Source organism: Micromonospora sp. NPDC000316 (genome assembly GCF_042898885.1).
GTDB lineage: Bacteria > Actinomycetota > Actinomycetes > Mycobacteriales > Micromonosporaceae > Micromonospora.
Map to the genome: position 1 here is coordinate 821,207 of NZ_JBIAZG010000001.1, position 24,880 is coordinate 846,086.

29 protein-coding genes and 1 pseudogene are annotated in these 24,880 nt (G+C 70.8%); 4 read left to right on the top strand and 26 right to left on the bottom strand.

What is annotated here, in order from left to right:
* Window positions 1–36: 36 nt before the first annotated feature.
* On the bottom strand, window positions 37–783 hold the full coding sequence (locus ACFY2Q_RS03860) for a hypothetical protein (RefSeq protein ID WP_387127283.1): 747 nt from the start codon (window positions 781–783) through the stop codon (window positions 37–39).
* A 174-nt stretch (window positions 784–957) separates the two neighbouring features.
* Here ACFY2Q_RS03860 and ACFY2Q_RS03865 point away from each other — a divergent pair, with 174 nt between their 5' ends.
* The 3 genes from ACFY2Q_RS03865 to ACFY2Q_RS03875 all read left to right on the top strand — a co-directional run bounded on the left by ACFY2Q_RS03865 (window position 958) and on the right by ACFY2Q_RS03875 (window position 2,758).
* Window positions 958–1,389 carry an OsmC family protein gene (locus ACFY2Q_RS03865; RefSeq protein WP_387127286.1) on the top strand — a complete coding sequence of 144 codons (432 nt, stop codon included), beginning with the start codon at window positions 958–960 and terminating at the stop codon, window positions 1,387–1,389.
* Between the two features lie 193 nt (window positions 1,390–1,582).
* A complete protein-coding gene (locus ACFY2Q_RS03870) occupies window positions 1,583–1,930 on the top strand; it encodes a metallopeptidase family protein (protein WP_387127597.1) in 348 nt (115 codons plus the stop codon).
* Between the two features lie 108 nt (window positions 1,931–2,038).
* Window positions 2,039–2,758 (top strand): AIM24 family protein, encoded by a 720-nt coding sequence (locus ACFY2Q_RS03875; RefSeq protein ID WP_387127288.1) that lies wholly within the window; start codon window positions 2,039–2,041, stop codon window positions 2,756–2,758.
* Between the two features lie 46 nt (window positions 2,759–2,804).
* On the opposite strand, the gene pheA is transcribed toward ACFY2Q_RS03875, so the two are convergent.
* From pheA to ACFY2Q_RS03900, 5 genes are all read right to left on the bottom strand, one after another.
* Complete coding sequence (pheA, locus tag ACFY2Q_RS03880) at window positions 2,805–3,761, bottom strand: prephenate dehydratase (RefSeq protein ID WP_387127290.1); 957 nt, start codon at window positions 3,759–3,761, stop codon at window positions 2,805–2,807.
* A 10-nt stretch (window positions 3,762–3,771) separates the two neighbouring features.
* A complete protein-coding gene (locus tag ACFY2Q_RS03885; RefSeq protein WP_387127599.1) occupies window positions 3,772–4,281 on the bottom strand; it encodes a hypothetical protein in 510 nt (169 codons plus the stop codon).
* A 173-nt stretch (window positions 4,282–4,454) separates the two neighbouring features.
* The gene (locus tag ACFY2Q_RS03890) at window positions 4,455–4,841 is read right to left on the bottom strand and encodes an ACT domain-containing protein (protein WP_387127291.1); all 387 of its coding nucleotides are present in this window, start codon (window positions 4,839–4,841) and stop codon (window positions 4,455–4,457) included.
* Between the two features lie 75 nt (window positions 4,842–4,916).
* Window positions 4,917–5,375, bottom strand: coding sequence for a hypothetical protein (locus ACFY2Q_RS03895; protein ID WP_387127293.1), 459 nt, complete (start codon window positions 5,373–5,375; stop codon window positions 4,917–4,919).
* Window positions 5,376–5,544: 169 nt separating this feature from the next.
* The gene (locus ACFY2Q_RS03900) at window positions 5,545–6,285 is read right to left on the bottom strand and encodes a hypothetical protein (RefSeq protein ID WP_387127294.1); all 741 of its coding nucleotides are present in this window, start codon (window positions 6,283–6,285) and stop codon (window positions 5,545–5,547) included.
* Between the two features lie 163 nt (window positions 6,286–6,448).
* Here ACFY2Q_RS03900 and ACFY2Q_RS03905 point away from each other — a divergent pair, with 163 nt between their 5' ends.
* Window positions 6,449–7,678, top strand: a complete 1,230-nt coding sequence (locus ACFY2Q_RS03905) for an arginine deiminase (RefSeq protein ID WP_387127296.1) — start codon at window positions 6,449–6,451, stop codon at window positions 7,676–7,678.
* Between the two features lie 28 nt (window positions 7,679–7,706).
* Here the strand turns inward: ACFY2Q_RS03905 and ACFY2Q_RS03910 are convergent, their stop codons facing one another.
* The 20 genes and pseudogenes from ACFY2Q_RS03910 to ACFY2Q_RS04005 form a co-directional block, all read right to left on the bottom strand.
* Window positions 7,707–8,594, bottom strand: coding sequence for a DUF5926 family protein (locus ACFY2Q_RS03910; RefSeq protein ID WP_387127298.1), 888 nt, complete (start codon window positions 8,592–8,594; stop codon window positions 7,707–7,709).
* A 61-nt stretch (window positions 8,595–8,655) separates the two neighbouring features.
* Window positions 8,656–9,072, bottom strand: coding sequence for an ATP-binding protein (locus tag ACFY2Q_RS03915; protein WP_387127600.1), 417 nt, complete (start codon window positions 9,070–9,072; stop codon window positions 8,656–8,658).
* Window positions 9,073–9,127: 55 nt separating this feature from the next.
* On the bottom strand, window positions 9,128–10,582 hold the full coding sequence (locus ACFY2Q_RS03920; protein WP_387127300.1) for an ATP-binding protein: 1,455 nt from the start codon (window positions 10,580–10,582) through the stop codon (window positions 9,128–9,130).
* Between the two features lie 52 nt (window positions 10,583–10,634).
* Window positions 10,635–11,423 (bottom strand): glycerophosphodiester phosphodiesterase, encoded by a 789-nt coding sequence (locus ACFY2Q_RS03925; RefSeq protein WP_387127302.1) that lies wholly within the window; start codon window positions 11,421–11,423, stop codon window positions 10,635–10,637.
* Between the two features lie 10 nt (window positions 11,424–11,433).
* On the bottom strand, window positions 11,434–11,769 hold the full coding sequence (locus ACFY2Q_RS03930) for a rhodanese-like domain-containing protein (RefSeq protein ID WP_355587287.1): 336 nt from the start codon (window positions 11,767–11,769) through the stop codon (window positions 11,434–11,436).
* Window positions 11,770–11,827: 58 nt separating this feature from the next.
* The gene (locus ACFY2Q_RS03935) at window positions 11,828–12,790 is read right to left on the bottom strand and encodes an LCP family protein (RefSeq protein WP_387127304.1); all 963 of its coding nucleotides are present in this window, start codon (window positions 12,788–12,790) and stop codon (window positions 11,828–11,830) included.
* 176 nt (window positions 12,791–12,966) lie between these two features.
* Window positions 12,967–14,223, bottom strand: a complete 1,257-nt coding sequence (locus tag ACFY2Q_RS03940) for an LCP family protein (RefSeq protein ID WP_387127306.1) — start codon at window positions 14,221–14,223, stop codon at window positions 12,967–12,969.
* Between the two features lie 194 nt (window positions 14,224–14,417).
* On the bottom strand, window positions 14,418–15,632 hold the full coding sequence (locus tag ACFY2Q_RS03945; protein WP_387127309.1) for an LCP family protein: 1,215 nt from the start codon (window positions 15,630–15,632) through the stop codon (window positions 14,418–14,420).
* A 76-nt stretch (window positions 15,633–15,708) separates the two neighbouring features.
* The gene (locus ACFY2Q_RS03950) at window positions 15,709–16,686 is read right to left on the bottom strand and encodes an NAD-dependent epimerase/dehydratase family protein (RefSeq protein WP_387127312.1); all 978 of its coding nucleotides are present in this window, start codon (window positions 16,684–16,686) and stop codon (window positions 15,709–15,711) included.
* 78 nt (window positions 16,687–16,764) lie between these two features.
* Window positions 16,765–18,456, bottom strand: a complete 1,692-nt coding sequence (locus ACFY2Q_RS03955) for a cation acetate symporter (RefSeq protein ID WP_387127314.1) — start codon at window positions 18,454–18,456, stop codon at window positions 16,765–16,767.
* Window positions 18,434–18,799 (bottom strand): DUF485 domain-containing protein, encoded by a 366-nt coding sequence (locus tag ACFY2Q_RS03960; protein ID WP_088950720.1) that lies wholly within the window; start codon window positions 18,797–18,799, stop codon window positions 18,434–18,436. The genes ACFY2Q_RS03955 and ACFY2Q_RS03960 overlap by 23 nt, the downstream gene beginning before the upstream one ends.
* 208 nt (window positions 18,800–19,007) lie before the next feature.
* Window positions 19,008–19,553, bottom strand: a pseudogene (locus ACFY2Q_RS03965) (flavin reductase family protein); the annotation flags it as partial.
* Between the two features lie 87 nt (window positions 19,554–19,640).
* On the bottom strand, window positions 19,641–20,147 hold the full coding sequence (locus ACFY2Q_RS03970; protein ID WP_387127317.1) for an SRPBCC family protein: 507 nt from the start codon (window positions 20,145–20,147) through the stop codon (window positions 19,641–19,643).
* A complete protein-coding gene (locus tag ACFY2Q_RS03975) occupies window positions 20,147–21,838 on the bottom strand; it encodes an ABC transporter permease (RefSeq protein ID WP_387127602.1) in 1,692 nt (563 codons plus the stop codon). The genes ACFY2Q_RS03970 and ACFY2Q_RS03975 overlap by 1 nt, the downstream gene beginning before the upstream one ends.
* Entirely contained in the window at window positions 21,835–22,599 is a 765-nt protein-coding gene (locus ACFY2Q_RS03980) for an ABC transporter ATP-binding protein (RefSeq protein ID WP_387127319.1), read from the bottom strand. The genes ACFY2Q_RS03975 and ACFY2Q_RS03980 overlap by 4 nt, the downstream gene beginning before the upstream one ends.
* A gap of 119 nt (window positions 22,600–22,718) precedes the next feature.
* A complete protein-coding gene (locus ACFY2Q_RS03985; RefSeq protein ID WP_387127322.1) occupies window positions 22,719–23,123 on the bottom strand; it encodes a hypothetical protein in 405 nt (134 codons plus the stop codon).
* Between the two features lie 2 nt (window positions 23,124–23,125).
* Complete coding sequence (locus ACFY2Q_RS03990; protein ID WP_387127324.1) at window positions 23,126–23,518, bottom strand: EndoU domain-containing protein; 393 nt, start codon at window positions 23,516–23,518, stop codon at window positions 23,126–23,128.
* Between the two features lie 88 nt (window positions 23,519–23,606).
* Window positions 23,607–24,101 (bottom strand): hypothetical protein, encoded by a 495-nt coding sequence (locus ACFY2Q_RS03995; RefSeq protein ID WP_387127326.1) that lies wholly within the window; start codon window positions 24,099–24,101, stop codon window positions 23,607–23,609.
* A 6-nt stretch (window positions 24,102–24,107) separates the two neighbouring features.
* Window positions 24,108–24,419 (bottom strand): hypothetical protein, encoded by a 312-nt coding sequence (locus ACFY2Q_RS04000; protein ID WP_387127605.1) that lies wholly within the window; start codon window positions 24,417–24,419, stop codon window positions 24,108–24,110.
* Window positions 24,420–24,424: 5 nt separating this feature from the next.
* On the bottom strand, window positions 24,425–24,844 hold the full coding sequence (locus ACFY2Q_RS04005; protein ID WP_387127328.1) for a YbaB/EbfC family nucleoid-associated protein: 420 nt from the start codon (window positions 24,842–24,844) through the stop codon (window positions 24,425–24,427).
* Window positions 24,845–24,880 lie beyond the last annotated feature (36 nt).

Here is a 24,880-nt window from a genome sequence, read left to right on the forward strand (position 1 = left end):
GCCGGACCGGACCCGCCAGGGCCGGCTCCGTGCGGCTCAGGCCGGAGGCTGGGGGTGCGTGAACGGGACTGCCGAGGTGACTGTCAGGTCGGCCGGCGCAGGCAGGCCGTCCTCCTGGGCCGAGGCCCGGTCCCGGCGGCGACGCCAGCCGCGCCCCGGAACCCCGCCGTCGGGACGGTCGCCCTCCGGCGTGCCAGGCGGTGCGCCCTCGATGGCGGTCGACGCCAGCCGCAGGGCCGCGCCGAGCAGCACGCAGGCGACGAACGCCATCACCAGGCCACGGCCGTACTCGACCCGGAAACCGTCCTGAGGTGCGTAGAAGTAGGTCCGCTGACCGCTTTCGTTGAGCGTCGCGGTCGCGGCGACCAGCAGCACCAGCAGGGCTGCGGAGAGGGTCAGCCCCATCAGCCGGGCGTTCGGCCGGACGGCAGCGGTGCCCCGCAGAGCCAGCGCCACGGCGCAGACCAGGCCCAGCAGACCGACCAGGTAGCCGACCCCGAAACCGCCGATGTCGGACACCCCGGCCGGAACGTCGATCGTGCTGGTGCCGATCCCTCCGCTGCTCGGCAGGGTCATCACCATCCACTCGCCGACAAGCGAGGCGACCCCGGCGACCGCGCCCAGCCCGGCGAGCAGCACGGGCAGCCGAGGGTCCTGGGTGAAGCCGGCCAGGGACCAACCGAAGCGCCGCCGTTCGGTGGGCTCGTCGTCGCCACCCCACTCGATCACGGTCGGCCCGTCGGACGGTTCGCCCTGCCGGGGGATCGGCAGTTCCTCGGACATCGGCCATCCCCTCTGCCGGTCACGGGCCTGCGTCGAATCATGGCACAGAGCGCACGGCTGTCGCCCCTTCCGACACCACCCACGGCGGGCCGTCGATGAGGTGACGGGGATCGCAGGGTGGGCGTCGGCGCCGGTCGGTCGCTCGGCGGTCACCTATCCGCTAGCGTTCTCCTCATGCCTATCCGTACCGCTTCAGCACAATGGCAGGGCAATCTCACCGAGGGCGCCGGCACGGTCCGCACCGGTAAGGGCGGCCTGTCCGGCAACTACTCCTTCAAGTCGCGCTTCGAGGAGGGCGAGGGCACCAACCCGGAGGAGCTGATCGCCGCCGCGCACGCCGGCTGCTTCTCGATGGCGTTCTCGAAGGCGCTCGCCGACGCCGGCACGACGCCGACCTCGGTCGAGACCACCGCGAAGGTCCACCTGGACAAGACCGACGCCGGGATGACGGTGACCCGGATCGACCTGGAGACCGTCGGCCAGGTGCCCGGGGTCGACGAGGCGGAGTTCCAGAAGCTCGCCGAGGCCGCCAAGGCCAACTGCCCGATCTCCCGCCTGCTCTCGCCGGGCGCCGAGATCACCCTCACCGCTCGCCTGGCCTCCTGAGCCAGCGACCCGCACTCCGTACGTGCACGGAGGGAGCCACGGCCCGGTCCCGGGCGGCCGCTCCCTCCGCGCACGCGCGGAGCCCAAACCCCGCCGCGCTTGATTCCCTCCGCGAACGTTCGGACCTCGGACAGGGCCCAGCGGCGCGACCGAACCGATCGGCCGGGCATCGGGCACAATGGGTGGCGTGTCGGTGGAGATGACCCGCGAGCGTTTCGAGGAGCTGGTCGGTGACGCCCTCGACGAGGTGCCCGGGGAACTGCTCGGCCTGATGAGCAACGTGGTGATCCTGGTCGAGGACGACCCGCCTCCCGGTGAGCCCGACCTGCTCGGCCTCTACGAGGGGCACGCGCTCACCGACCGGGGTTGGGACTACTCCGGCGTGCTGCCGGACCGGATCTTCATCTACCGCCGCCCGATCCTGCGGATCTGCGACAACGACGAGGACGTCATCGACGAGGTGGCTGTCACGGTTGTCCACGAGATCGCCCACCACTTCGGCATCGACGACGCGCGGTTGCACGCGCTGGGCTGGGGCTGAGCCTGCGCTGCTGTCCGACGGCGCCACGCCGCTCGGCCGATGGCCCGTGCTTGCTGAGGTCGCCTACCGTCGACGCAGCGAACGCGACCCATTCAGGAGGCACCTTTCATGCGCAGCGAGCTGTTCTCCGCCGAGAACCTGGAGAAGGAATCCCCGCAGGCCGGCATGCGGCTGCAGAACTCCAAGATGTTGAAGATCGAGCTCAACGGCGAGGCGATGGCCCGGGTCGGGTCGATGGTCGCCTACCAGGGGAACGTGCAGTTCCAGGCCCTGGGCTCGGGCGGGCTGGGCAAGTTCCTCAAGCAGAAGCTCACCGGCGAGGGCGTCCCGCTGATGAGGGTCACCGGCCAGGGTGACGTCTTCCTCGCCGAGTTGGCCAAGGACGTGCACGTCATCGACCTGGAGCCGGGCGACGCCCTCTCCATCAACGGCTCCAGCGTGCTCGCCTTCGACTCGACCCTCCAGTACGACATCAAGATGGTCGGCGGCGCCGGCATGGCCTCGTCGGGTCTCTTCAACTGCGTCTTCAGCGGGTACGGCCGGATCGCCGTCACCACAAAGGGCACCCCTGTGGTGCTCAACGTGGACGCCCCGACGTACGTCGACCCGCAGGCCGCGGTCTGCTGGTCGGCCAACCTCCAGACCGGCTACCACCGCGCCGAGCAGCTCGGTCTCGGCACGCTGCTGGGCCGGCGCACCGGCGAGGCGTACACGATGAGCTTCGCCGGTCACGGCTTCGTGGTGGTGCAGCCGTCCGAGGAGCCGCCGGTAATGGGCAGCGGTCAGCAGCAGCAGGAGGGCGGTCTGCTCGGTGGTCTGCTGAGCTGACACGGCTTCGCGGGCGCCCCTGGCCCTCGGGGGCGCCCCGCCCGGGTCAGGCCAGCTCGCCGGTGCGCAGGCGGGCCAGCCAGGCCGCCGCGTCGGCGTAGTCGACGTCGGAGAGGCCCGCCGGCGCCGGGACGGGCAACTCGCCCGCCGACTCGGCCCACCGGTGTCGGGGATAGGAGCCCAGGAAGCGGACCTCGGCGCAGACCCGGCGCAGCCCCTGCAACGCCTCGCCCAGCCGCACGTCGGCCACGTGCCCTGTGCAGTCCAGGAAGAACACGTACCGGCCCAGCGCCTCGCCTGTCGGCCGGGACTCGATGCGGGTCAGGTTGACCCCCCGGACGGCCAACTCCATGAGCACGGTCAGCAGCGCGCCCACCCGGTCGTGGGCGATGTAGACGGCAAGCGAGGTGAGGTCGTCGCCGGTCGGCGGCGGGGGCGGGCCGGGACGGGAGACCAGCACGAACCGGGTCACCGCGTCGGGGTGGTCGGCGATCTTGTCGGCGAGCACCGCGAGGCGGTGCCGGGCAGCCCCGATCGGGGCGCAGATCGCCGCGTCGAACTCCCCCGAACCGGCGCCGGCGGCCGCCGCGCCGTTGGAGAGCACGTCGACCACCACCGCGTCGGGTAGGTGCTCGCGTAGCCAGCCCCGGCACTGGGTGGACGCCTGCGGATGCGCCGCGACAGTGCGGATCGACGTCAGTGAACTGCCCGACCGTGCGCCGAGCACGAACTCCACAGGCAGGATCACCTCACGGGTGATCACCAGCGGGTCACCCTCGACGATCTCGTCGAGCGTGACGCCGACCGCCCCACCTATCGAGTTCTCCAGCGGCACCAGCGCGGCATCGGCGTCCCCGGCCCGGACGCCGTCCAGCGCCTCCCCGACACTGCGGGCGGGCGTACGGCTGCCGCGTTCGGCAGCGGGGATCATGCGTAGGGCCTGTTCGGCGAAGGTGCCCTCCGGGCCGAGGTAGACGAAGCGCGTGGGCGGAGTTCCGGGCATGTCGAACAGCCTACGCACCCGGTCTGAGCGGCGGACCAGCATCGCAGGCGAGGGCGCGGATGCCGGCTGGCCCGGCGGCCCGGACCTCGATGGTGCACACGTCGGTGCCGGCGGTGACCAGTTCGAGGGCGGCGGGGCGACCCGTGGTGACGACCTGGAGTGCCTCGTGCCCGGTCACCTCCACGACTGTGTACTGCCAGTCGGTGGCGCAGAGCGGCCCGGTGCGGACCTTCACCTGCACGTTGTCCGGGAGGACGGCGGCCCGGCCACGCAGCAGCCGCACCACCTGCTGCCCGGTCGGCCCGTTCCGGCAGGCGGTGGCGACCAGACCGGCGTCGGGGGTAGCCGACGGGGTGCGGGCCGGCGGGACGGTGGGCGACCCCGTCGGCGCGCCGGTCGGACCGGGTGCCGTCGGGGTGCCGGTGGCCTGCGGCACCCCGGCCGGTTGCCGCAGCTCGGGCGGGGCTCCGCAGCCGCTCAGCGCCACGACCGCGAGGAGGGTCAGCAGGACCGGGGTCATGGGCGGCGTACGGCCCGCCGCGGGGACGGGGGCGGCGGCCATCGCCCGCGCTCGGGGAGGCGGGCTGCGGAACGGGGTGAACGGCACGGGCCGATCCTCGGGACATCGGGGAAGCTCGTCGCGGCCGGGGGTGGCCGAGCCCATCGTAGGGCGAGCGGCCGGCCGGGTGAAGATCAGCCGAGGAGTCGGTGCCCGGCTCGCTCCAGGGCGGCCGTGCCCTCGGCCAGCCGGACGGTCGGCACCAGCAGATAGTCGGTGTCGAAGGTGGAGAACGTGACCACGCTGACCCGTGCCTCGGCGAGCGGGCCGACGAGTGCCGCAAGCGTTCCCGTGGTGGCCACCCCCGAGTCGGCGACCTTCAGGCAGCGCCAGGAGGTCTCCACCACCGCATGCGCCGGAGCGCGGTCGGTCGGGCAGATCACCGACATCCCGTCGGCGGTCCAGCTCACGGAGACCACGTCGGCGCGGCCCAGCTCGCTCGACAGCGCGTACGGCAGGGTGGCGCCGGCGGCCAACCGGCACACGGCGTACTCCCCCGGCAGCAGAGCGATATCGAGCATGAGGGCACCTTACGGCGTTGGTATGGGCTCACGCCGACTTCGCCGCGTGCGGCGAACACCACACTCCGCCGCAGGTCAGACCTCGGAGAAGAAGGTGAGTGACCCTGCCACGGCACCGTTGGCGTGCACCGGGGTGGAGATCGCGTCGACAGTCGCGTCGGAGCTGTCCGCCGAGGCGGCCTGCACCCGGAGCAGCCCACGGGCGAGCCGGCCGGAGGAGAGCGCGAGCAGGGGCGGGATCTTGTCGACCTCGGCCTCGGTCAGCTCGCCCCGGTTGGCAGTGAAGTCGAGCAGGCGCAGCCCACCGTTGAGCAGCGGTCGCCCGATCAGGCCAGCCGGCTCGCCCAGGCAGAGCAGCTCGCAGCCGGCAGCGGAGATGGCCACCACAAGGGTGTCGGCGTCGATCAGCAGACACGGCTCGTCGGCCCGGCAGACTGTCGAGGACCACTGACCCAGGTTGTCGGACCCCAGCTCTGTCGAGGCCCGCGCCGTTGGCACGAACACTTCCGACAGCGAGAGTTCGACGTGGGCCACCGAGCCTCCTATGTACACCGACGGACTGTCCACGCTAGCCGGTCACCGACGGGACCACCGAGCGCACCGGGTCACCGGGCCGCGCAGCCTGACGCCGCGGGGCGGTCGGTGACGGCGCGGGAGCCGGTGGGGGGCGGGTAACCGGGGCCGCGTGGCGTCGCCGGTGACGTTACCGGTGGTGGGCCGGCTTGTCAGCGGCCGTTCGGCCCTCGTCGTACCACCGGTAGTCGGCTGTTGGACGGTACGTGCCCTTCAGCCAGGTGCTGGGGTGCTGCGCGACCCGGGACAGCTTCTCGGCCGTGGCAGGGCTGATCCGGTTTCCACCGGCCACGAGGAGCCGGTCCAGCTCCCGGTGGGTGGCCATCAGACAGTCCTTCGGAAGGCCGTAGACGCTGATCACGCCGGAGCCCACGAAGGTCAGCACCGGCGACACCGGGATGGTGAGCCCCACCGCGTCGCTGAGGGCCTTACTGGCCCGCTTGGCGTCCCGACGGGCCTCGGCCACGTACGGGGGCCGCTTGCCGTTGATCTGCACCACGTCCCCGGCGACGAGCACCCGGGCGCGGCCGTGGTCGGCGATGGTCACCGCGAACAGGCCGCTCGGACCGATGGCGAGGAACCCGGCGCGTTCGTCCTGAGGGCGGTCGAGCAGAGCGTCCGCCACGTCGGTGCGGGGCCACTCGACGACGTGCCAGGCCGGCCCGAGGTGGTCGAGCTGGCCGAGCGCCCGCGCTCCGGCCGCCTCCAGCCGACGGGCTCCCCGCTCGGCACGGCGGCGCCGAGCCCAGGCGAGAGGTGTCGGACGGATCGGTTCGAGAACCCCCGGCGACTCGACGCGGGGGTGGGGCACCGCGACGGGCGGCAGTGCCCGGGCGGTCGGTACGGCTCGTCGTGCGGGAAAGACAGTCATCGCGACCTCCGGCAAAAGGTCCCTCGAAGTTATGTCCTCACTACCCTACGTTGCTACTCCCGGTGTTCGGCAAGCCGGAGCGCCGGAGTGACTACGGATGAATGCCATATTCATCCACAGTTCTTTTCTCGGATGCCGCTAAACCCTGCCCTACGCTGCGGGGGTGACCCACTACGTCGACAGTGAAGTCGGCCGGCTCGGCACCGTGCTCCTGCACCGACCCGGCCCGGAACTGGCCCGGCTCACCCCCCGCAACAACGACTCGCTCCTGTTCGACGCGATCCCCTGGGTGGGCCGCGCCCAGGAGGAGCACGACGCGTTCGCCGCCGCGCTGCGCGAGCGCGGCGTCGAGGTGCTTTATCTGGCCACCCTGCTGGCCGAGACGCTCGCCGTCGCCGACGCCCGGGCCGAACTCACCGAGCAGGTGCTGCGTTCCCGCCGGCTCGGCGACACCCTGCGCGCCCGGGTCGCCGACCACCTCGCCTACCTGGACCCGGTCGCGCTGGCCGACGTGCTCATCGCCGGGCTCGCCCACGAGGAGCTGCGGATCAGCTCGGAGCGGCCGGGCGGCTTGGTCTACACCCTTATGGACCGGCATGACTTCGTCATCGACCCGCTGCCGAACCTGCTGTTCACCCGGGACTCGTCGCTGTGGATCGGCGACCGGGTCGGCGTCACGAGCCTGGCCATGCCGGCCCGCCGGCGGGAAACCACGCTCACCGACGCCATCTACCGCCACCATCCGCGCTTCGCCGGCACCGAGTTCGTCTACCGTCCCCACCTCGAACACCTGGAGGGCGGGGACGTGCTGCTGCTCGCCCCGGGCGTGCTCGCGGTCGGGGTGGGCGAGCGGACCACACCTGCCGGCGCGGAACGCCTCGGCCGGCAGGTCTTCGCCGCCGGGCTGGCCCACACCATCCTTGTGGTGCCGATCGCCCAGGAGCGCGCCACCATGCACCTGGACACCGTCTGCACGATGGTCGACGTGGACGCGGTGCTGATGTATCCCAACATCGCCAGCACGCTCTCGGCGTACACAGTGATCGCCGGCGCGGACGGCGAGGACCCGCGGGTGGACGGCCCCGCGCCCTTCCTGCGGGCCGCCGCCGACGCGATGGACCTCGACCAACTCCGGGTCATCGACACCGGGCTGGACCCGGTCACCGCGGAACGTGAGCAGTGGGACGACGGCAACAACACCCTCGCCCTGGCACCCCGCCTCTGCGTCGGCTACGAACGCAACACCGCGACCAACGCGCAGTTGGAGCGGGCCGGCATCGAGCTCATCCCGATCGCCGGCTCGGAGCTGGGCTCCGGCCGGGGCGGCCCCCGCTGCATGTCCTGCCCAATGGTCCGCGACTCGCTGAAGGAAGGGCCCCCTGTTAACGCCTGATGCATAACAAGGGGCCCCTCCTAACGTCTCAGCGGAGCGTGAGCTGGCGGCCGAGCAGCCCTTGGCGGGCCCGGCGGCCGGCGGCGTCCAGCGGGTCGGTGGCGGCGAGCGCCTCCGCGTAACGCTTGGCGAACTGCGCGACCGGGTCCTCCCAGTCGGCCGCCGGAGTGTGCTCCGGCAGGTCCCAGACCGGCACCAGCCGACCGTGCGCCCGGAACATGCCGGCGAACTTGGTCTGCTCGCCGAGCGTCAACGTGCCGGCCGCGCCGAGCCGGGCAAGCGCGTCCAGGGCGGCGTCCTCGTCGTCCGGCAGGACCCAGCGCACGTGTGCCTTCTCCGGGACCTGGCACCAGTACGCGGCCTTCGCCGCAGCCAGCCGCACCGTCGGGTAGATGGCGGCGTTCGCCCGCTCCAGCGACGCCTGGACCGTCGGGTCGTCCGCCGCGCCGGGGTCGAGCCAGAACTCGAACCCGTCGTGCATGGTGATCTCCAGCGGGCCGTCCACAAGGATGTCCTGGAGTCGGGGGCCGGGGCCGGGCAGCGGCGGTACGGCCACCTGACCGCCCGGCTCGGCCCGCAGCGCGCAGAGCAGCGCGTCGGCCAGGTCGCGGGAGACGTCGCCGGACTGCTGGTGACGCTGCAGGCCGATGAGCACCCGGCCGTCCGGTTTGCTCACCGCCGGTGCGGCCATCGGCAGCACCGTGGCCAGCGTGACCGGCCGGTCCCCGAACTCCTCGACGACGGCGGGCGCCAGCCGCAGCGGCGCGGACGCGGCGGGCACCAGTTCACGCAGCGCGATCCACTCGGGCTCGTCGACAAGCCCCTCGAACGGTCGCGGCACGAAGACGTCCCGCACCTTGTCCTTCCGGGGGGCGGTGTCGACGGCGGCGCGCTGGCTCTTTCGACGCTTGCTCACGGCGTCACAGCCTAGAGGCCCGTCGGGTCGTCGTGGGCCGGGGACCCACCCGCGTCGTCGTTCAGCCCGCCGGCACCAGGTCGGGGCGGGTCGTCGCGGTCGGGTCGAACTCCGCCCACACGCGCTGACCCATGCCGTCGCGCTCGACACCCCAGCGGGTGGCCAGCCCGGCCACGATGTGCAGCCCGCGCCCGTCGGCGGCGTCCGGGTTGGCCGTCCGGATTCGTGGCCCGGTGCTGGCGCCACCGTCGGTCACCCGCAACTGTATCCGTGGGCCCGCGGCCGAGGGCCGCAACCGCCAGGCCACCCGGACCACGCCGCCGGGCAGCGGCCGGGCGTGCCGCACCGAGTTGCCCACCAGCTCGGCGAGCACCGCGATCAGGTCCGCGAGAAGCGTCGGGGGTACGACGTCCGCCAGCTCGTCAGCCAGTCGGTGCCGGGCCAGCCGTGCGCCGGCTGCGTGGTGCGGAACCACCACGCACCACGCTCGATCCCCCACTGCCACCGTCGCCTCCACGTCGCGCCGCCGTCGGTCAACCGCGCGGCAGCCGCACCTCTGCGACCGTACCGCCGTCGGTCCTTGGACGTAGGGATACCCATCCATTCTGCTGTTCAACGATTCGGCGGACGAGATAGAGGCCGAGCCCTGCACCCGGGTAGCCGCGTCGGTCGCCGGACTCGCCCTGCCAGAACCTGTCGAACGCCCGCTCCACGTGCTCGGGGCGGATGCCGATGCCCCGGTCGCTGACCCGGAAACCGACGAGCTGACCGTCGACCCCGGCGGTGATCTCGATGGGGGAGCCCGGAGGCGCGTACTTGCCCGCGTTTGTCACCAGCTCGGTAAGCACGGTGGTCAGGCTGGGTCGGTGGCCGAGCGCCTTGGGCAGGTCGGCGGGGAGGCGCAGCACCAGGCGTCGGCGCAGCTCCGCCGGCAGGTCGACGACGGCGGTCCGCAGTGCCTCACCGAGGTCGAACGGGCTGGGCGGGTCGTCGCCGGGGCCGGTCTCCGCGGCCGAGGAGAGCAGCCGGTCGACCAGCCGGGCCAGCTCGTTGGCGCGCTGCCCGATCACCCGGGCGGCCTGCCGGCGGTCGGCGTCGTTTAGCGAATCCCAGTGGTCGGTGAGGGTGTCCGCGTACCCCTTGATCACCGTGACCGGGGTGCGCAGCTCGTGGCTTGTCACCGCGACGAACAGGTCCCGGTCGTGATCGCGGCGCTGCTGGTCGGTGATGTCGCGGAAGGTGACCACCCGCAGCGCGCCAGGGCCGGGCAGTTCGCCGGAGGTGATCCGCAGCCAGCGCCCGTCGGGCAGGCGGTGGTCGCGGACCTGGCCGGAGGGCGGCAGGGGCAGCGGCAGCGGGCGGCTCAGCGCCTGCTCGGCCGACCGACCGGTGACCTGGGCGGCGGCCGGGTTCCAGAGCCGGACGTGCCCCTCGCGGTCGACAACGGCCAGCCCGTCGGCGAGCGCCGCCACCACAGGCCCGTCGCCGTGCACCGGCAGCCCGCTCTGGTCGCCGTACATGTGCCCGACGCACGAGGCGAGGTAGGTCACCACCCCCTGCTGCTCGTCGCCCGGCTCGTCCTCATCGGGATAGAAGGCGTGCAGACTGCCGACGGTGTGCCCGCCGATCTCGGCCCGGGACACCACCATCCGGCGTACGTCGCTGCCGGTCAACTCGCCGGCGAGCTTGCCGTTGAGGTCGTCCACGTGGACCTGTCGCACGCGTGGCCCGGAGAGTAGGCAGACGGTGTCCGGGTCGTCCGCCGCCAGCGGGCGACCGAGGGCCCACTCCACCGCGCCGGTCGCCGCGATCACCCGGCCACCGGTCGGGCCGAACTCGACGAACGCCATACCTGTCGCGCCGAGCGCCGGCTGGGCCGCCCTGAGCAGCTGGGTGAGGACCGGCAGCCCTGCGTCCCCAGAGTTGATCATCTCGATGACGACAGTGTGGCCGGCGATGAGAGCGGGGAAATCGATACGCTCCGGCATGTGCCGAGTCTGCACCGGCGACCCGACTTCCGGCACCCCCTGTCGATGCCGATCAGCGGTCCCGTCGGGCGAGCGCGTGCGCCGGCCGGTCGGTGATGATCCCGTCCACCTCGGCGGCCAGCACCAACTCCAGGTCGGCCGGCTCGTTCACCGTCCAGACGTACACCTGGTTGCCTGCGGCGCGGAGCGCGGGCAGCAACTGCGGGCGGGCCCGGAGCAGGCCGATGCCCGGCCCGGCGATGCGGGCGCCGAACGGCAGTCGGCCCGCCGGCCACCAGGGCGGCAGCACCTCCAGCAGCAGCACGGTGGGCAGCGTCGGAGCCAACTCCCGGACCCGCCGGATCGCCAGCGGGGAGAACGACATCACGGTGACCTGGACCGGGTCGTCCGGCGCCGGGTCGGCCAGCCCGTACGCCCGCAGCAGGGCGACAAGCCGCCGCTCCACGTTCGAGCCGTAGCGGGACGGGTGTTTGGTCTCCACGAGCAGCCGGACCGGCCGCCCGGCGGCCAACACGGCGTCGAGCAGCCGAGCCAGTGTCAGCAGCCGGGTGTGCGACTCGTCGGGCGGCAGGTCGCCGCTCGGCGCGCTGCCGGGATGCCAGGAGCCGAAGTCGAGCGCCTCCAGTTCGGCGAGCGTACGCGCGCTGACCAGACCCCTGCCGTTGCTGGTGCGGTCCAGACGCCTGTCGTGGACACAGACCAGGTGCCCGTCCCGGGTCAGCCGGACGTCACATTCCAGCCCGTCGGCACCCTCGTCGAGGGCGCGCAGATAGGCGGCGAGGGTGTGCTCCGGAAGATCGTACGAGGCGCCGCGGTGCGCGAAGACCAGAGGGCCGCCCATGTCGGCGGCCTCAGATGACCTGGCCGGGCTGTCCGTTCCCGTCGACCACCGGGCGGCCGACGGCAGCCCACTGGCGCATTCCGCCGTCGGCGTTGCGCACCCGGTCCCAGCCGTTGTTGACCAGGTAGGCGACGACCTGGGCGGAGCGACCGCCGGAGCGGCAGACGACCGCCACATCCTGGTCGGTGGGCACCTCGGCGAGCCGGGCTGGCAGTTCCATCATCGGCAGGTGGTGGGCGTTGGGGGCATGGCCCGCCGCCCATTCGTCATCCTCCCGCACGTCGAGCAGGTAGGTGTCGTCGGCGATCTCGGTCACGGGCACGGTGGGAACCTGGGGTCCGAACACAGGAAACAACACTAGATCCTCGTCGGCCGGTTCGGTGCCGACCGGGCCGTCGATACCATCACAACCGCGTGACCCAGCGCGGGTTGGCCTGCACCCAGGCGGGCAGTCGGGTGCCGCGGACGGCTTCGAACAGCCCGTTGCCGCCGTTGTCGAGCACCACGTACGAGACCCCGTCGATGGTCTGCGGGGACGAGGGCACCTGGACGCCGCGCATTCCGTCGGGCGGCAGGGCGCGCAGCGTGAGGAGCAGGTCCTCAAGGGGTACGCCGTTGGTGTCGACAGTCAGCGAGCCGCCGACCGCCCGGAGCACCTGGTCCAGTTTCACCGGGTTGGTGCGCAGGTCCGCCTGGCCGGCGCTGTCCAGCATCGCCCGGAGCAACTGCTGCTGGTGGCGCTGCCTGTCGTAGTCGCCGCCGGGCAGGTCATAGCGCTGCCGTACGTAGTCCAGCGCCTGCGCGCCGTCCATCCGCTGGCAGCCGGTGGGGAACACCCGGCTGGTGTGGATCGAGCGGACCTCGGTGTCCACGCACATCTGTACGCCGCCGAGCAGGTCGATGACCTTCCGGAAGCCGGAGAAGTCGACAAGCGCCGCGCCGTCGAAGCGGATGCCGGTGAGCCGGTTGAGGGTGGCGGAGAGGAGTTGGGTGCCGGCCTGCCCACCGCCACCGTGCTCGTACGCCGCATTGATCTTGTCTGGACCGCCGCCGAAGCCGTTCACGGGCGGGATGGCGACCAGCAGGTCACGCGGGATGGAGACCAGGTACGCCTCGTGGCGGCCAGCGGGCACGTGCACGATGAGGATGGTGTCCGAGCGCTGGTCGGGTTCGCTGCTGCCGGCACGCCGGTCGGTGCCGATGAGTAGGTAGTTGAGTGGCCCGTCCAGGTCGGTGCGGTCGCTGCGGGCGTCGGTGTCGAGCAGTTGTTCCTTTGTCACCGAGCGGTCGTACCGGTGGGTGAGCGTCTTGAGGCCGACCACGGCGAGCCCGGCCAGCAGGACGAGGGTCAGGCCGACGCCGAGCATGATCCGTGGACCACGGGCGCGACGCGATCGGGCGGATCGGGCGTCGCCGTCCCGGCCCACCGCGTTCCGTCCGGACCTGGACGTGTCCGCCTCCCCGTAGCCGTTACGTGAAACCTGCTCACGTCAGGCTACGGTCGGTGACGGTACCGTCGCGGGCTTTCCGCGACATCGCCCGCTCACTTGCGGGTAGAGATCACCTCGGGGTTGGCGAAGACGAACTCGGCGAGCTTGTCCTGTTTGATGGCCCGGAACATGGCCATCGTCTGTTCGCTGAGCGCCTCGGTGCCGCTGCCGGTGCTGTGGAAGGTGCCGTTGTTCGTCTTGAGCATGGTCAGCTCGTTCGCGGTCACCCCGCGCATGGTGTAGATGAAGTTCTCGATCGACGTGCCGCCGGTGTCCAGCACGAACGCCTTGCCGGCCGCCTTGATCAGCTGCTGCATCTTCGCCGGGTTGGTGAGCATGCCGCCGTCGGTGGCCTTCTTGGCCATCGCCTTGATCAGTTGCTGCTGGTTCTGCTGCCGGTCGTAGTCACCGTTACGCAGGGTCTTGCGCTGCCGGGAGTAGTCCAGGGCCGCCCAGCCCTCCATCTCCTGGCAACCCTTCTTGTGCACCACAGGGGTCCTCGGCTTGCCGGTCTTCTTGGCGTCCGCGTTCCACATCGGCTTGCCGTCGACGTACGACATGTGCAGCGACTCGACCTCTTGGCTCACGCAGATCCGCACCGTGCCGAGCGTGTCGATGACGTTCTTGAAGCCACCGAAGTTGATGATCGCGGCACCGTCGAAGCTGATCCCGGTGAGCCGCTTGATCGTCTGCGCCATCAGCTGGGCGCCGCCCTCCCAGCCGCCGCCGTTGGCGGCGCCGGCCTGGAACGCGCCATTGATCTTCCCGGTGCCGCCCTGGTAGCCGCTCTTCGGGAAGGCGGGGATCTGCGCCTGGGTGTCCCGAGGGATGGAGATCAGGTACGCCTGGTCGTGCGTGGCCGGAATGTGCAGGATGATGATGCTGTCCGAACGGACGTCATCGGCGGCCCAGCGCTCCCGCGCGTCCACGCCGAGCAGCAGCATGTCGATCGGGCCGTCCAGGCTCGCGCCGCCCTCGGCGTCGGACTTGCTGGCACCACCGAGCAGGTCGCGCTGTGCGATGTCGCCGGTCGCCTGGCCGATAAGCACCTTGCCGCCGACGATGCCCACCCCGCTGGTGAGCATCAGCACCGCGCCGAAGATCACGGTCAGTCGCGCCCAGAGCGGATCCTTGCGCCGGGGCCGCTTCCTCGCCGACCCCTTCCCGCCGCCGGACCGACCGCCGCCACTGTCACCTGGCGGACGGCCACCCGGCCCACCGCCCGACGGGCCCGGCTGCACCGGTATGGACGCGGCGATCCGACCGCTCGAAGCGGTGGAGGATGGGCGTCGGCTGGCCTGAACCGGCATTCGTGCTCCAGCTCGTGATCAGGATGGGGCGGCACCACTCTACGTATGTGAAATCGACTTGGCGAGTTCTTCTCGTGTCAATCCGGACGTCGGATTTCTCAGATCCGGTCGATCGTTGCTGTTCGATCGGCTGAACGGCTGGTGACGCGGGAGCTGTCGGCCGTCGTACCGCCGGACCGCCCGGCCCGCTGCGGTCAGCCGCCGTCGGTGCTCTTCGGCGGGTTGGCCTTGACCCAGTCCGCCATGGTGTCCGCCGACATGGCCTTGTACATCTCCAGGGCCTTCTCCCGGTCGGAGACCACCACCGACTCGCCGTTGATCGTGTCGCTGCCCGCGTTAGGGCTGGTCAGGAACGTGAGGTTCTGCCCGCGCAGGTTGCGGAACTGCACTGCCATGTCGGTCAACGAGAATTCCTGGTCGACCGTGACGGCCGCTGTCACCGACTTGAGGAAGTCGTTGAGCTTCTTGGGGTTCGCAAGCGTGCCGGTGCTCGCCGCCTTGTCCATGAGCGCCCGCAGGAACTCCTGCTGGTGCCGCATCCGGGCGAAGTCGCCATCCGGGAACTGCTTGCGCTGCCGGATCCAGTCCAGCGCCTCCGCGCCGTCCATGTGGTTGGTGCCCTTTGTGAACGTCCGGTACGGCTTGTGGATCGAGGTGATCGTCCGCTCCACCTTCAGGTCGACACCGCCGAGGGCGTCCGTGACCTCCTTGAAGCCGCCGAAGTCGATAGCCATCACGTGGTCGATCCGCACGTCGGTGAAGCACTCCACGGTGCGGACCGCCAGCGGCAGCCCGCCGAACGCGAAGGCCGCGTTGATCTTGGCGCGTTCGCCGGAACCGCAGTCCGCGCCGGCGCTCTGCGGGATCGGCACGTAGAGGTCACGCGGGATGGAGACCAGGTACGCCTTCTGGTGGTCGGCCGGAATGTGCATCACGATGATCGTGTCGGCTCGCCACTGGCTCTTGGTGTCGACAGGCGCGTCCGGGTCCCGGGAGTCGCTGCCGACCAGGAGGATGTTGAACGCGCCGTCGACGGCCTTGGCCGGCCGACCGCCGGTGATCTCCGCGAACGGGTCGGTCCGGGCCAGGTCGTTGTTGAGGTTGCGTGCGTACATCCAGGCACCGAGGCCGCCGAGCAGCGCCAGGACCAGCACCGCGATCCCGGCCACCAGGGCGATGCGCCCCCAGCGTGGCCGTGGACCACGCCGTCCCGAACCGCCGACGCCGCCCGGGCCACCAGGCCCTCGCGGCCCTGCCGGGCCGCCTCGGTCATCGTCGCGCGACGGGTACGAGCGCGCCTCCGACGGACGGGCGCGCCCGGAGGCACGCCTGTCGGGGCCGGGCACCGAGGCGCGCCCGGCGCTGCGGTTCAGGTACGGCTGCGGAGCGCCGGCAGAGGTGGCTGACATGTAATTCAGGGTACGTAGCGAGAGCCACTCCCGCCCCCAGGCGACACTCAGCGATCGGCGCTCCGTGGGGCGGCGGTTACCCTAGCCGCGCCCGGAAGTGCTCGATCGTGCGTCGCAGGCCGTCTTCGGGCGCCACCATCGGCTCGTATCCGAGCAACTCCCGGGCGAGGGTCAGATCCGGCCGCCGCATCTCGGGGTCGTCGGCGCTTCGAGTGACGTAGGTCACCTCGGACGTGCTTCCGGAGAGTGACACGATCAACTCGGCCAGTTGTCGCATGGTGAGCTCGTGTTCGGTGCCGCAGTTGACCGGGCCGGTCTCGGTCGAGTCGAGCAGCAGCAGGATGCCCCGCACCAGGTCCTCGACGAAACAGATCGACCGGGTCTGGTTGCCGGTGCCGTGCACGGTGATCGGCTCGCTGCGCAGCGCCTGGGAGATGAAGGTCGGGATGGCCCGCCCGTCATCCGGGCGCATCCGCGGGCCGTACGTGTTGAAGATCCGGACGATCGCCGCGTCGAGCCCCCGGTAGCGGTGGTACGCCATGGTGGCCGCCTCGGAGAAGCGCTTCGCCTCGTCGTAGACGCTGCGTACCCCGATCGGGTTGACGTTGCCCCAGTAGGTCTCGCGCTGCGGGTGCTCCTTCGGGTCCCCGTACGCCTCGGAGGTGGAGGCCATCAGGAACCGGGCGCCGTCGGCGGCCGCGCGCTCCAGCAGGTGCAGGGTGCCCACCGAGCCGACCCGGAGGATCTCCACAGGTAGTTGGGCGAAGTCGGTGGGGCTTGCCGGCGAGGCCATGTGCAGGATCGCGTCGAACCGCTGCGCGAGCGCCGGGTGGTCGGTCGGCAGGCCGTCGGAGATGTCCGCCTCGACAAGTGTGAAGGTCGGCAGGTCCAGCAGGTGGGCGACGTTCTCCTTGGAGCCGGTCACGAAGTTGTCGAGCGCCACCACCGTGCAGCCTCGGGCGATAAGCGAGTCCACCAGGTGTGAGGGAACGAAACCGGCGCCGCCGGTGACGAGAACGCGGTGACCAGTTCCGAATCGCTCAGCAACCTTCATACCGGTCAGCCTACCGATCCCCATTCGCGCGGAAAGGACCCCCGCCGCCGGGGGCCCTTTCCTACGAACGCGCGCGGATCAGTGAGCGCCGGCGCCGGTCAGGGCGCGGACCTCCAGCTCCGCGTACTTGTCCTCGTCGTGCTCCTTGGAGATGACGGTGCCGATCCACCCGCACAGGAAGCCGAACGGGATCGAGAGGATGCCCGGGTTGGACAGCGGGAACCACTGCCAGTCGTGGTCCGGGAACATCGAGGTCGCCGCTCCGGAGACCACGGGCGAGAAGAACACCAGGAGTACGGCCGAGAGCAGACCGCCGTAGATCGCCCACACCGCTCCGGAGGTGTTGAACCGCCGCCAGAAGAGGCTGTAGAGGATCGCCGGCAGGTTGCCCGACGCGGCGACCGCGAAGGCCAGCGCCACGAGGAACGCCACGTTGAGGTTCTGCGCGTAGATCGACAGGAGGATCGACACCGCGCCGATCACCAGGGCGGAGATCCGGGCGACCCGCACCTCCTGCCGCTCCGACGCCTCTCCCCGCTTCATGACGTTCGCGTAGAAGTCGTGCGCCAGGCTGGAGGAGGAGGCCAGGGTCAACCCGGCGACCACCGCCAGGATGGTGGCGAAGGCGACCGCTGCGATGATCGCCAGCAGGGCCGCCCCTCCTAGGTCGCCGCCGAAGAAGTCGATGCCGAGTGCCTCGGCCAACTGCGGCGCGGCGGTGTTGCCGGCCTTGTCCTGCGCGGTGATCGCCTCACTGCCCACCAGCGCCGCCGCACCGAAGCCGAGGGCCAGGGTGAGCAGGTAGAAGGTGCCGATGATGCCGATCGCCCAGAGCACGCTCTTGCGGGCCGCCTTCGCGGTCGGCACGGTGTAGAAGCGGATCAGGATGTGCGGCAGACCGGCGGTGCCGAGCACCAGCGCGATGCCGAGCGAGAGCAGGTCCATCTTGTTGTAGAAGGTCTGTGTCGCGTCGCCGGCCACCTCGACCCCGTAGCGCAACCCTGGTCCGAGGAGCGCGTCGCCCTTGCCGGAGGAGGCCGCAGCGGCACCGAGCAGCTCCGACAGGTTGAAGTTGTACTTCGCCAGCACCAGCACCGTCATGAGCGTCGCGCCGCCCATCAGCAGGAACGCCTTGACGATCTGCACGTAGGTGGTGCCCTTCATGCCGCCCACGGTGACGTAGATGATCATCAGGGCGCCGACCATGATGATGGTGGCCACCTTGGCGGTGGCCGCGTCCATGCCGAGGAAGGTCGTCCCCGGCCGGATGCCCAGCAGCAGCGCGACAAGCGCGCCCGCGCCCACCATCTGCGCCAGCAGGTAGAAGATCGACACCGTGATGGTGGAGACCGCCGCCGCCGTACGCACCGGACGCTGCCGCATCCGGAAGGCCAGCACGTCCGCCATCGTGTACCGGCCCGAGTTGCGAAGCAGCTCCGCGACCAACAGCAGGGCCACCAGCCAGGCGACCAGGAACCCGATGGAGTAGAGGAAGCCGTCGTAGCCGTAGAGGGCGATCATGCCGGCGATACCGAGGAACGAGGCAGCAGACATGTAGTCGCCGCCGATCGCCATGCCGTTCTGGAAGCCGGAGAACGACCGGCCACCCGCGTAGAAGTCGGTAGCCGTCTTGGTCTGCCGGCTGGCCCAGATGGTGATGGCCAGGGTCACCGCCACGAAGACCAGGAACAGCGTGATGGTCAGGTTGCGGGCGGTGTGGTTACCCGCCTCCGCAGCGAGGAACGTCTCAACCGCGTGAACCGTCTTCACGGGTCACCTCCCCGATCTCGGCGCGGATCCGGTCAGCGATGGGGTCGATCTTCCGGTCCGCGTACCGGGAGTAGAGCCAGGCGATCAGGAACGTGGAGACGAACTGGAGCAGGCCGAAGACCAGCGCGACGTTGATGTTGCTGCCGAACAGCTTCGTGCCCATGAAGTCCCGGGCGTACGCGGAGAGAATGACGTAGAGCGCATACCACAGGAAGAACGCGACGGTCATCGGGAAGACGAAGCCGCGCAGCGCTCGCCGCAGCCCGGCGAACTCGTCCGACCGTTGTACGGCCAGGTACTTGTCCGACTGGGAAGCGGCCGGAGCGGGTGTGTCCGTGGACATCTGTGGATCACCACCTTCACAGGCGTCAGAGGAGTTTCGCGCACCGTAAAGAGCGCGCTCCCCGAGGTGGAAGGGTGAGATCGACACCGGTCGTCGAGTGCGCCGAGCGGTCGCCTGGCTGCGCCGAGTGACCCAGGTCACTCCGCTTACCGGCTGACGTAGCGGCAATCACCTCATGACCAACGGGATGGCGGCGGGTGCCGCATGCCTAGGTGGTCAGCTCGCGGTAGTGGCCTCGGTAGTGCAGGAGGGCGGGGGTGTCGTCGGTGACGGTGACGGACTCGATGGTGGCCTCGACAAGCAGGCCCCAGCCGTACTCCCGGGCGGCGTCGAGCCGGCACCCCGACCACCCGCCGGCGTCCGCAGGCACCGGCCCGTACGGCGTTTCGGCCCAGGTGTCGAGGGCGAACAGGCCGCCGGGTGACGGGAACAGGCCGGCGAAGCGGTCCGCGAGCTGCCGATGACGCGGGCCCAGCAGGGCCACAGCGAACCGCCCGGCCTCCTCGATCGCCGCCCACAGGTCCGACTCCGGGTCGATCAGGCCCAGCAGCCGGTCCGGCTCGCCCTCGGCCAGCAACGTGGACGACACGGTCAGCCCGGCCGGGCCGGGAGCGGTCCAGAGCGTCACCGGCGCGGCCAGCCGACCCCGCAGCCGGCGTGCCGGTGAGCGCTGCGCGGACGGCGTCGCGAACGGATCGGTGGAATGGATCTCGGCACCCGGCTCTGGATTCACGTGAAACATTGTGCCGGCCCGTCGGCCCGGACTCTCCCCGGCGGCGGGCGCGTCGGCCCTCCAGGTCGTGCTGCACGCCTTCATGCGTCTCCGCTGAGACGACCCCGCTCAGCCGTCGCCCGGCCCGCCGTCGGGCAGGGACTGGCGGGCGGCGGCAAGCACCTCCGGGTCGGCACACCCGGCCCCGTACCCGGCGATGCGACGGCGGATGTCACGGCCGAGAAGCCAGACGCCGATCGGATCGGCCACCGGGCGCAGGAACGCCGGCCGGCAGCGGAAGTTGTACCGCCAGGTGGCCACCGTCGTGCCGGGCTGCGGGCCGGGCGCGAAGCGCCAACCGCCGCCGAACCGCTCGAAGAACCACGGCCCCCGGACCATCTTCATTCCGACGTTCGTCGGCGGCGCGAAGGAGACGTACTCGCTGACCATCACCAGGCCGTGCCGGGAGCGGGTGTACGTGCGCACGCCACGGCCGGGGCGTGTCGCGCCGTCGACGAAGTGCTGCTCGCGGACGAACGGGTCCCAGCGGTAACGCACCGGGGCGACGGTCTGGGAGACGGCGAACGCCAACTCCGGCGGGATCGGAACAGTGGTGACAGCCTCGACGACAGGCATCAGCGCCTCGGGGTGACGGTGGTCAACAGTTCCGGCAGCCGCCGGTCCAGCACGTCCCCGGCAAGGTACGCGCCAAGTAGCGCCGCGCCCAACCCGTACGCCGTGCCGAGCGGGAGGGCCAGCCACAGCCAGACGTTCCCGAGCAGCGCCGCGGCCACCACCATCGGCACCGCGGCGACCGCCGAGACGACCATGGCCAGCAGGGTGAGCAGACCCTTCGCCAGGCCCGCGCCGCTGTTCATCGCGAAGGGGTTGCTGGTCTCCGGCAGCGAGTACGCCCCGAGCACCGAGACGAAACTGTTCACCGCGAGCCCAGCGCCGTAGGTGGCGGCCAGGCTTCCGGCGGTCAGCCCGATCCAGCCGGGCCGGCCGAGCAGCACCGCCAGCACCACCGCGACGAACGCCAGCATCGGCAGGACGTACAGCGAGAAGGCCGTCATCCGCGCGCGTAGCTCCAGCCGGCCGGGCACCCCGGCCACGACGTTCGCGGCGTAGGCGCTGCCGTCGAAGCCGAACTGGTTCGCCAGGGTGACCGCGGCGAGCACGCCCACGAAGATCATGGAGACGGTGACGAGGACAGGTGAGCTGTCGCTGGCGCTCGTCTCCAGACCTGGTCCGCCGCCGGTCATGAAGCTCGAACCACCCAGGTTGATCATCACCGGGACGAAGAGGCCGACCACCGCGATCGTGATCAGGTTGGCGCGGCGGCGGGCGTCCCGCCACCAGTAGCGTGCCTCCCGGGCGACGAGCGCACCGAAGCGGTCCCGACGCGCCCAGCCGGCGACCCGGGGAAACAGTTGTGCGACCGCGCCACCGACGACGCCACGCTGCGCCGGGGCCTTACCGGAGCTCGCCGCACCCATCATCGCCGACTCCAACGACCGCGACCACCAGGCCAGCAGGGCGCCGATCGCCAGCACCGTGATCAGCAGCTTGACCGGCGCGGCCCACACCCGCCCCTGCGCCATGTCGATGCCGGCGGTCCACGGTGCGCCGAACGGCGTCCAACCGATCACCGTTGCCACCCCGGTCAGCCGGGCCCAGTCCGCCTCTTGCAGCGCCGCGAGGCCGAAGACCTGCAACGGGCCGAGCAGCGCCGCCGTCACCGCCAACAGGACGGCCGCCAGGTCCCGCACCCGGCGGGACCGCAGCATCGTCGCGAAGGCGCTTGTCACCGCCCGGCTGGCGGCCACGCAGAGCAACAGCCCACCGAGTACGCCGAACACCGCCACCAGACCGGCGGACCAACCCCCGAGCGCCCAGGACGTCAGCACCAGCCCCGACGACGCGATCAACATCGCCAGCACCGGAACGCTCACCAGCGCGGCGGCGAACAGGCCGGTGACAAGCGTGCGGCGGGGCAGCGGCAGCAACGCGAACCGGGCCGGGTCCAGCGTCTCGTCCACCCCGAAGAAGACAAGCGGCAGCAGGAGCCAACCCAACACCAGCAGCCCGCCGCCGGCCGCCGCGATCAGCACCGCGTACCGGCCGTTGTCGGTCAGGCCCGGCGCGGCGAACAGGAAGAAACCGGTGGCGGCGATCCACAGCCCGAACAGCGCACCACCGACGAACAGCGCGACACGCCAGCCCTGGCCCCGGAAATTGTTGCCCATCACCCGCAGCTTGAGCCGCACGAAGTGCCGTGCGGAGACCGCCCGCACCGGACCGGCGGGCGCGGCGTCGACGCTCACCGGGACAGCCACGACAACTCGTCACCGGTCGCGGTGCGCCCACCGACCACCTCGACGAAGACCTGCTCCAGCGAACGCTCGCCACGGACCTCCGCGAGCGTGCCGACCCGCTTGATCACGCCCTGGGCCAGGATCGCCACATGCGAGCACAGCCGCTCGACGACCTCCATCACGTGACTGGAGAAGACGACAGTGCCGCCGCCGGCCGCGTACCTGGTGAGGATGTCGCGGATCAGCGCGGCCGAGACGGGGTCGACTGCCTCGAACGGCTCGTCCAGCACCAGCACCCGAGGGCCGTGCAGCAACGCGCAGGCCAAGCCGATCTTCTTCTTCATGCCGGCCGAGTAGTCCACCACAAGCGTCCGTCCGGCGTCGCCGAGCGCCAGCACGTCCAGCAACTCCGCCGCACGCTGGTCGACGACCGCCGGGTCCATCCCCCGCAGCAACCCGTTGTACGCAAGCAGCTCCGCGCCGGTCAGCCTGTCGAACAGGCGTACCCCGTCGGGCATCACGCCGAGCAGCGCCTTTGCGGTCACCGGATCCCGCCACACGTCGTGACCGAGCACCCAGGCCGAGCCCGCGTCCGGCCGCAGCAGACCCACCGCCATCGACAGGGTGGTCGTCTTGCCGGCACCGTTCGGACCGAGCAGGCCATAGAAGGAGCCGGCGGGGACGTCGAGGTCGACGCCTGCCACCGCGATCGTGCCGTCGAACCGCTTCGCCAGGCCACGCAGCGCGAGCGCGGGGTGCTCACCAGTCATGGAGCCGACGTTAACCGCCGACCACCAGTTCTGCCGTCCGGCGGCCGACGGACCCGCGGTCATCCTGAAGGCGTAGCAGAGCCCTCAGAGCGCTGAGGACACCCTGGATCGGCACAGGTTCAGAGACCTGAGTAGGGGTGGCGACGGCCGTTGCGCTCCTCCCACCGGGCTACCGCCGGGCCGCGCTGAGGGCTCTGGGCAAGCAGCCGCCAGTACTCTCGGACGTGGCGTTGGGTCTCAGCCAAGGCGTAATGGGCGGCGAGTTGGTCCCGCCAGAGATTTTGCAGGTCTACGCCGGTGGCGCTGAGCTCGGCCGCCCAGGCATTGCCCTCCCAGCTCTCCCGTTGCTTGCGGCCGGCGGCAATGTCCTCCAGGTCGGCTAACAGGTCCAGGCATGTGTCATGTACGCCGTGGACGTCGTCCACCAGCCACATGCCGAGATATCGCAGCCGGGCATCGGACCGAAACTCGATATACCCCCGACTGTCGCGATAGAAATCCACGCCGTTCAGGGCTGCCTCCATACTCAATCCATCACCGGGTACCCGTGCAACAGTTTGCCAGTCTCTGTGTCGTAGAACCCGCGCAGCTTGATACCTCGGAACGTTCCGCTCCAGCGTCCATCGGAATCCTTGACCAGATCGGGCGCCTCGAAGCCGCGGGTGATCGCACGGTCCACCTGGTCCGGCGTCCAATCGTCGGGGAAGAAGGTGCTGCCACCTCGTTTCTCCCGCCATTCCCCGGTTCGGCGGTTCTGGAATGACACGCGACCGTGGTAGACCCCGGTCCTCTGGTCCCGAGCCGTCACCTCATGCAGTTTGGCGCCGGGCGGGTCGATGCCGCCGGGGCGGTGGTGCCAGCCCGAGGCTCGCCCATCCCGTTCGCCGAGCAGGGTGTGCCGGAGACGTTCCGGGGTCATGCCGCCGGTACGTTGTCCACGGCGTGCGCGTGCCTTCTGTTTGCGCAGGTGGGAAAGGGCCGACCGGATGAATTTCCCCCGTGCGCGCTTACCCATCGAGGAGCGCGCCGATCACCTCGTCGATCAGCAGACCGACGATCTCCCGCGTGATCATCTGGAAGATCGGGATTTCGGCCAGCGAGGCCCCGAACGTCGCCACCGCGGTGGCCACCGCCTGGGCGATCTCCACCGAGAGGATCACCAACTGCACGATGACCTGGATCTTCAGCGCCAACACGATGGCGCCGACGATGATCAGACCGGTGCCGGCCAGGGTGGCGGCGAGCGCGCCGTCCTGCAACACCTGCACCGGGCCGTCCTGCTCGGTCCAGTACCGCTGGAAGGCGTCGATGTCGGCGCCCGTGTTGCCGGCCCCGACCGGCTGGGCCGCCTGCCACGCCTCCGCCGTCAGGGCTTGGAGCCTGCCGCTGAAGTCGAGCCAGCGCTGCCCCATCTCGACAAGCGCCGTCTCGTCCGCCTGCGGCCAGTCGTACCCGATCATGCTGAGGAAGGTGGCCAGTTCGCCCGGTAGTTGCAGCCCCACGTCAGCTCACCCCAGTTCGTGGCCGAGCCCGGTCAGACGGGCCGTGATGGCCCGCTCGTCCTCCTCGACGAGGTGCGCCATCCGGTTGAGGTCGACACCGACCACGCCGAGTTCCTCGATCGCGGACTCGAAGCACTCGGCGGCGTACGCGGTCACCTCCTGGCAGGCCGCGCCGATCAGGCCGCCGATGTCGTCGTCGCCCCACGGCGCACCGAACCCTTCCAGGTCGGCCAGGAACGTACGCAGCTCGGTGAGGAAACGGTCGGAGATGTCCTGGAGGTTGGTGCCGGCGCCCCGCAGCCCGTCCGGGTCCACCATCCGGGTCACGATCCAGGCCTCCTGCCAGAGGAAAGTCCCTCTTGGACGCTGCTGAGCCTGTCGATGAAGCCCTGCAACTGCGGCACGGCGCTGCGCTGTAGCTCGCGCAGTTGCTCCAGCATCGCCGCCGTGTCCGGGGCTGCGGCGACGTCGGCCAGCGCCGCCCGGAGGTCCGTCAGAGCGGCGTTGGTGGCGGTACGGATCTCGTCGGCCAGGCTCTCCGACCCCGACCGCATCAGCCTCGGGTCGATCCACACCGATTCGATCTGTCCACCCGGGCGCGCCACCACTCGGACCATCCCGTCGGCCGCTTCGCCGACGCCCTCGATCGGAGCCGTCGCCTCGGCACCGCCGTCGACGCCACGCCGATCGAGCGTCGACAGCAGCTCGGAAATTGACCTGCTCAGATCCGAGGGATTCGCCACGACCGGCAGTGTAGTAAGCCAACCACCGCTAGCTCA

Bases quoted from the DNA above. Each gene is read 5' to 3' on its own strand.
- ACFY2Q_RS03860 (WP_387127283.1), bottom strand. From the start codon at position 783: ATGTCCGAGGAACTGCCGATCCCCCGGCAGGGCGAACCGTCCGACGGG.
- ACFY2Q_RS03865 (WP_387127286.1), top strand. From the start codon at position 958: ATGCCTATCCGTACCGCTTCAGCACAATGGCAGGGCAATCTCACCGAG.
- ACFY2Q_RS03875 (WP_387127288.1), top strand. From the start codon at position 2,039: ATGCGCAGCGAGCTGTTCTCCGCCGAGAACCTGGAGAAGGAATCCCCG.
- pheA (WP_387127290.1), bottom strand. From the start codon at position 3,761: ATGCCCGGAACTCCGCCCACGCGCTTCGTCTACCTCGGCCCGGAGGGC.
- ACFY2Q_RS03885 (WP_387127599.1), bottom strand. From the start codon at position 4,281: ATGACCCCGGTCCTGCTGACCCTCCTCGCGGTCGTGGCGCTGAGCGGC.
- ACFY2Q_RS03890 (WP_387127291.1), bottom strand. From the start codon at position 4,841: ATGCTCGATATCGCTCTGCTGCCGGGGGAGTACGCCGTGTGCCGGTTG.
- ACFY2Q_RS03900 (WP_387127294.1), bottom strand. From the start codon at position 6,285: ATGACTGTCTTTCCCGCACGACGAGCCGTACCGACCGCCCGGGCACTG.
- ACFY2Q_RS03920 (WP_387127300.1), bottom strand. From the start codon at position 10,582: ATGCCGGAGCGTATCGATTTCCCCGCTCTCATCGCCGGCCACACTGTC.
- ACFY2Q_RS03925 (WP_387127302.1), bottom strand. From the start codon at position 11,423: ATGGGCGGCCCTCTGGTCTTCGCGCACCGCGGCGCCTCGTACGATCTT.
- ACFY2Q_RS03935 (WP_387127304.1), bottom strand. From the start codon at position 12,790: ATGCTCGGCGTCGGCCTGACCCTCGTCCTGCTGGCCGGGCTCGCCGTG.
- ACFY2Q_RS03940 (WP_387127306.1), bottom strand. From the start codon at position 14,223: ATGCCGGTTCAGGCCAGCCGACGCCCATCCTCCACCGCTTCGAGCGGT.
- ACFY2Q_RS03945 (WP_387127309.1), bottom strand. From the start codon at position 15,632: ATGTCAGCCACCTCTGCCGGCGCTCCGCAGCCGTACCTGAACCGCAGC.
- ACFY2Q_RS03950 (WP_387127312.1), bottom strand. From the start codon at position 16,686: ATGAAGGTTGCTGAGCGATTCGGAACTGGTCACCGCGTTCTCGTCACC.
- ACFY2Q_RS03960 (WP_088950720.1), bottom strand. From the start codon at position 18,799: ATGTCCACGGACACACCCGCTCCGGCCGCTTCCCAGTCGGACAAGTAC.
- ACFY2Q_RS03970 (WP_387127317.1), bottom strand. From the start codon at position 20,147: ATGCCTGTCGTCGAGGCTGTCACCACTGTTCCGATCCCGCCGGAGTTG.
- ACFY2Q_RS03980 (WP_387127319.1), bottom strand. From the start codon at position 22,599: ATGACTGGTGAGCACCCCGCGCTCGCGCTGCGTGGCCTGGCGAAGCGG.
- ACFY2Q_RS03985 (WP_387127322.1), bottom strand. From the start codon at position 23,123: ATGGAGGCAGCCCTGAACGGCGTGGATTTCTATCGCGACAGTCGGGGG.
- ACFY2Q_RS03990 (WP_387127324.1), bottom strand. From the start codon at position 23,518: ATGACCCCGGAACGTCTCCGGCACACCCTGCTCGGCGAACGGGATGGG.
- ACFY2Q_RS04000 (WP_387127605.1), bottom strand. From the start codon at position 24,419: ATGGTGGACCCGGACGGGCTGCGGGGCGCCGGCACCAACCTCCAGGAC.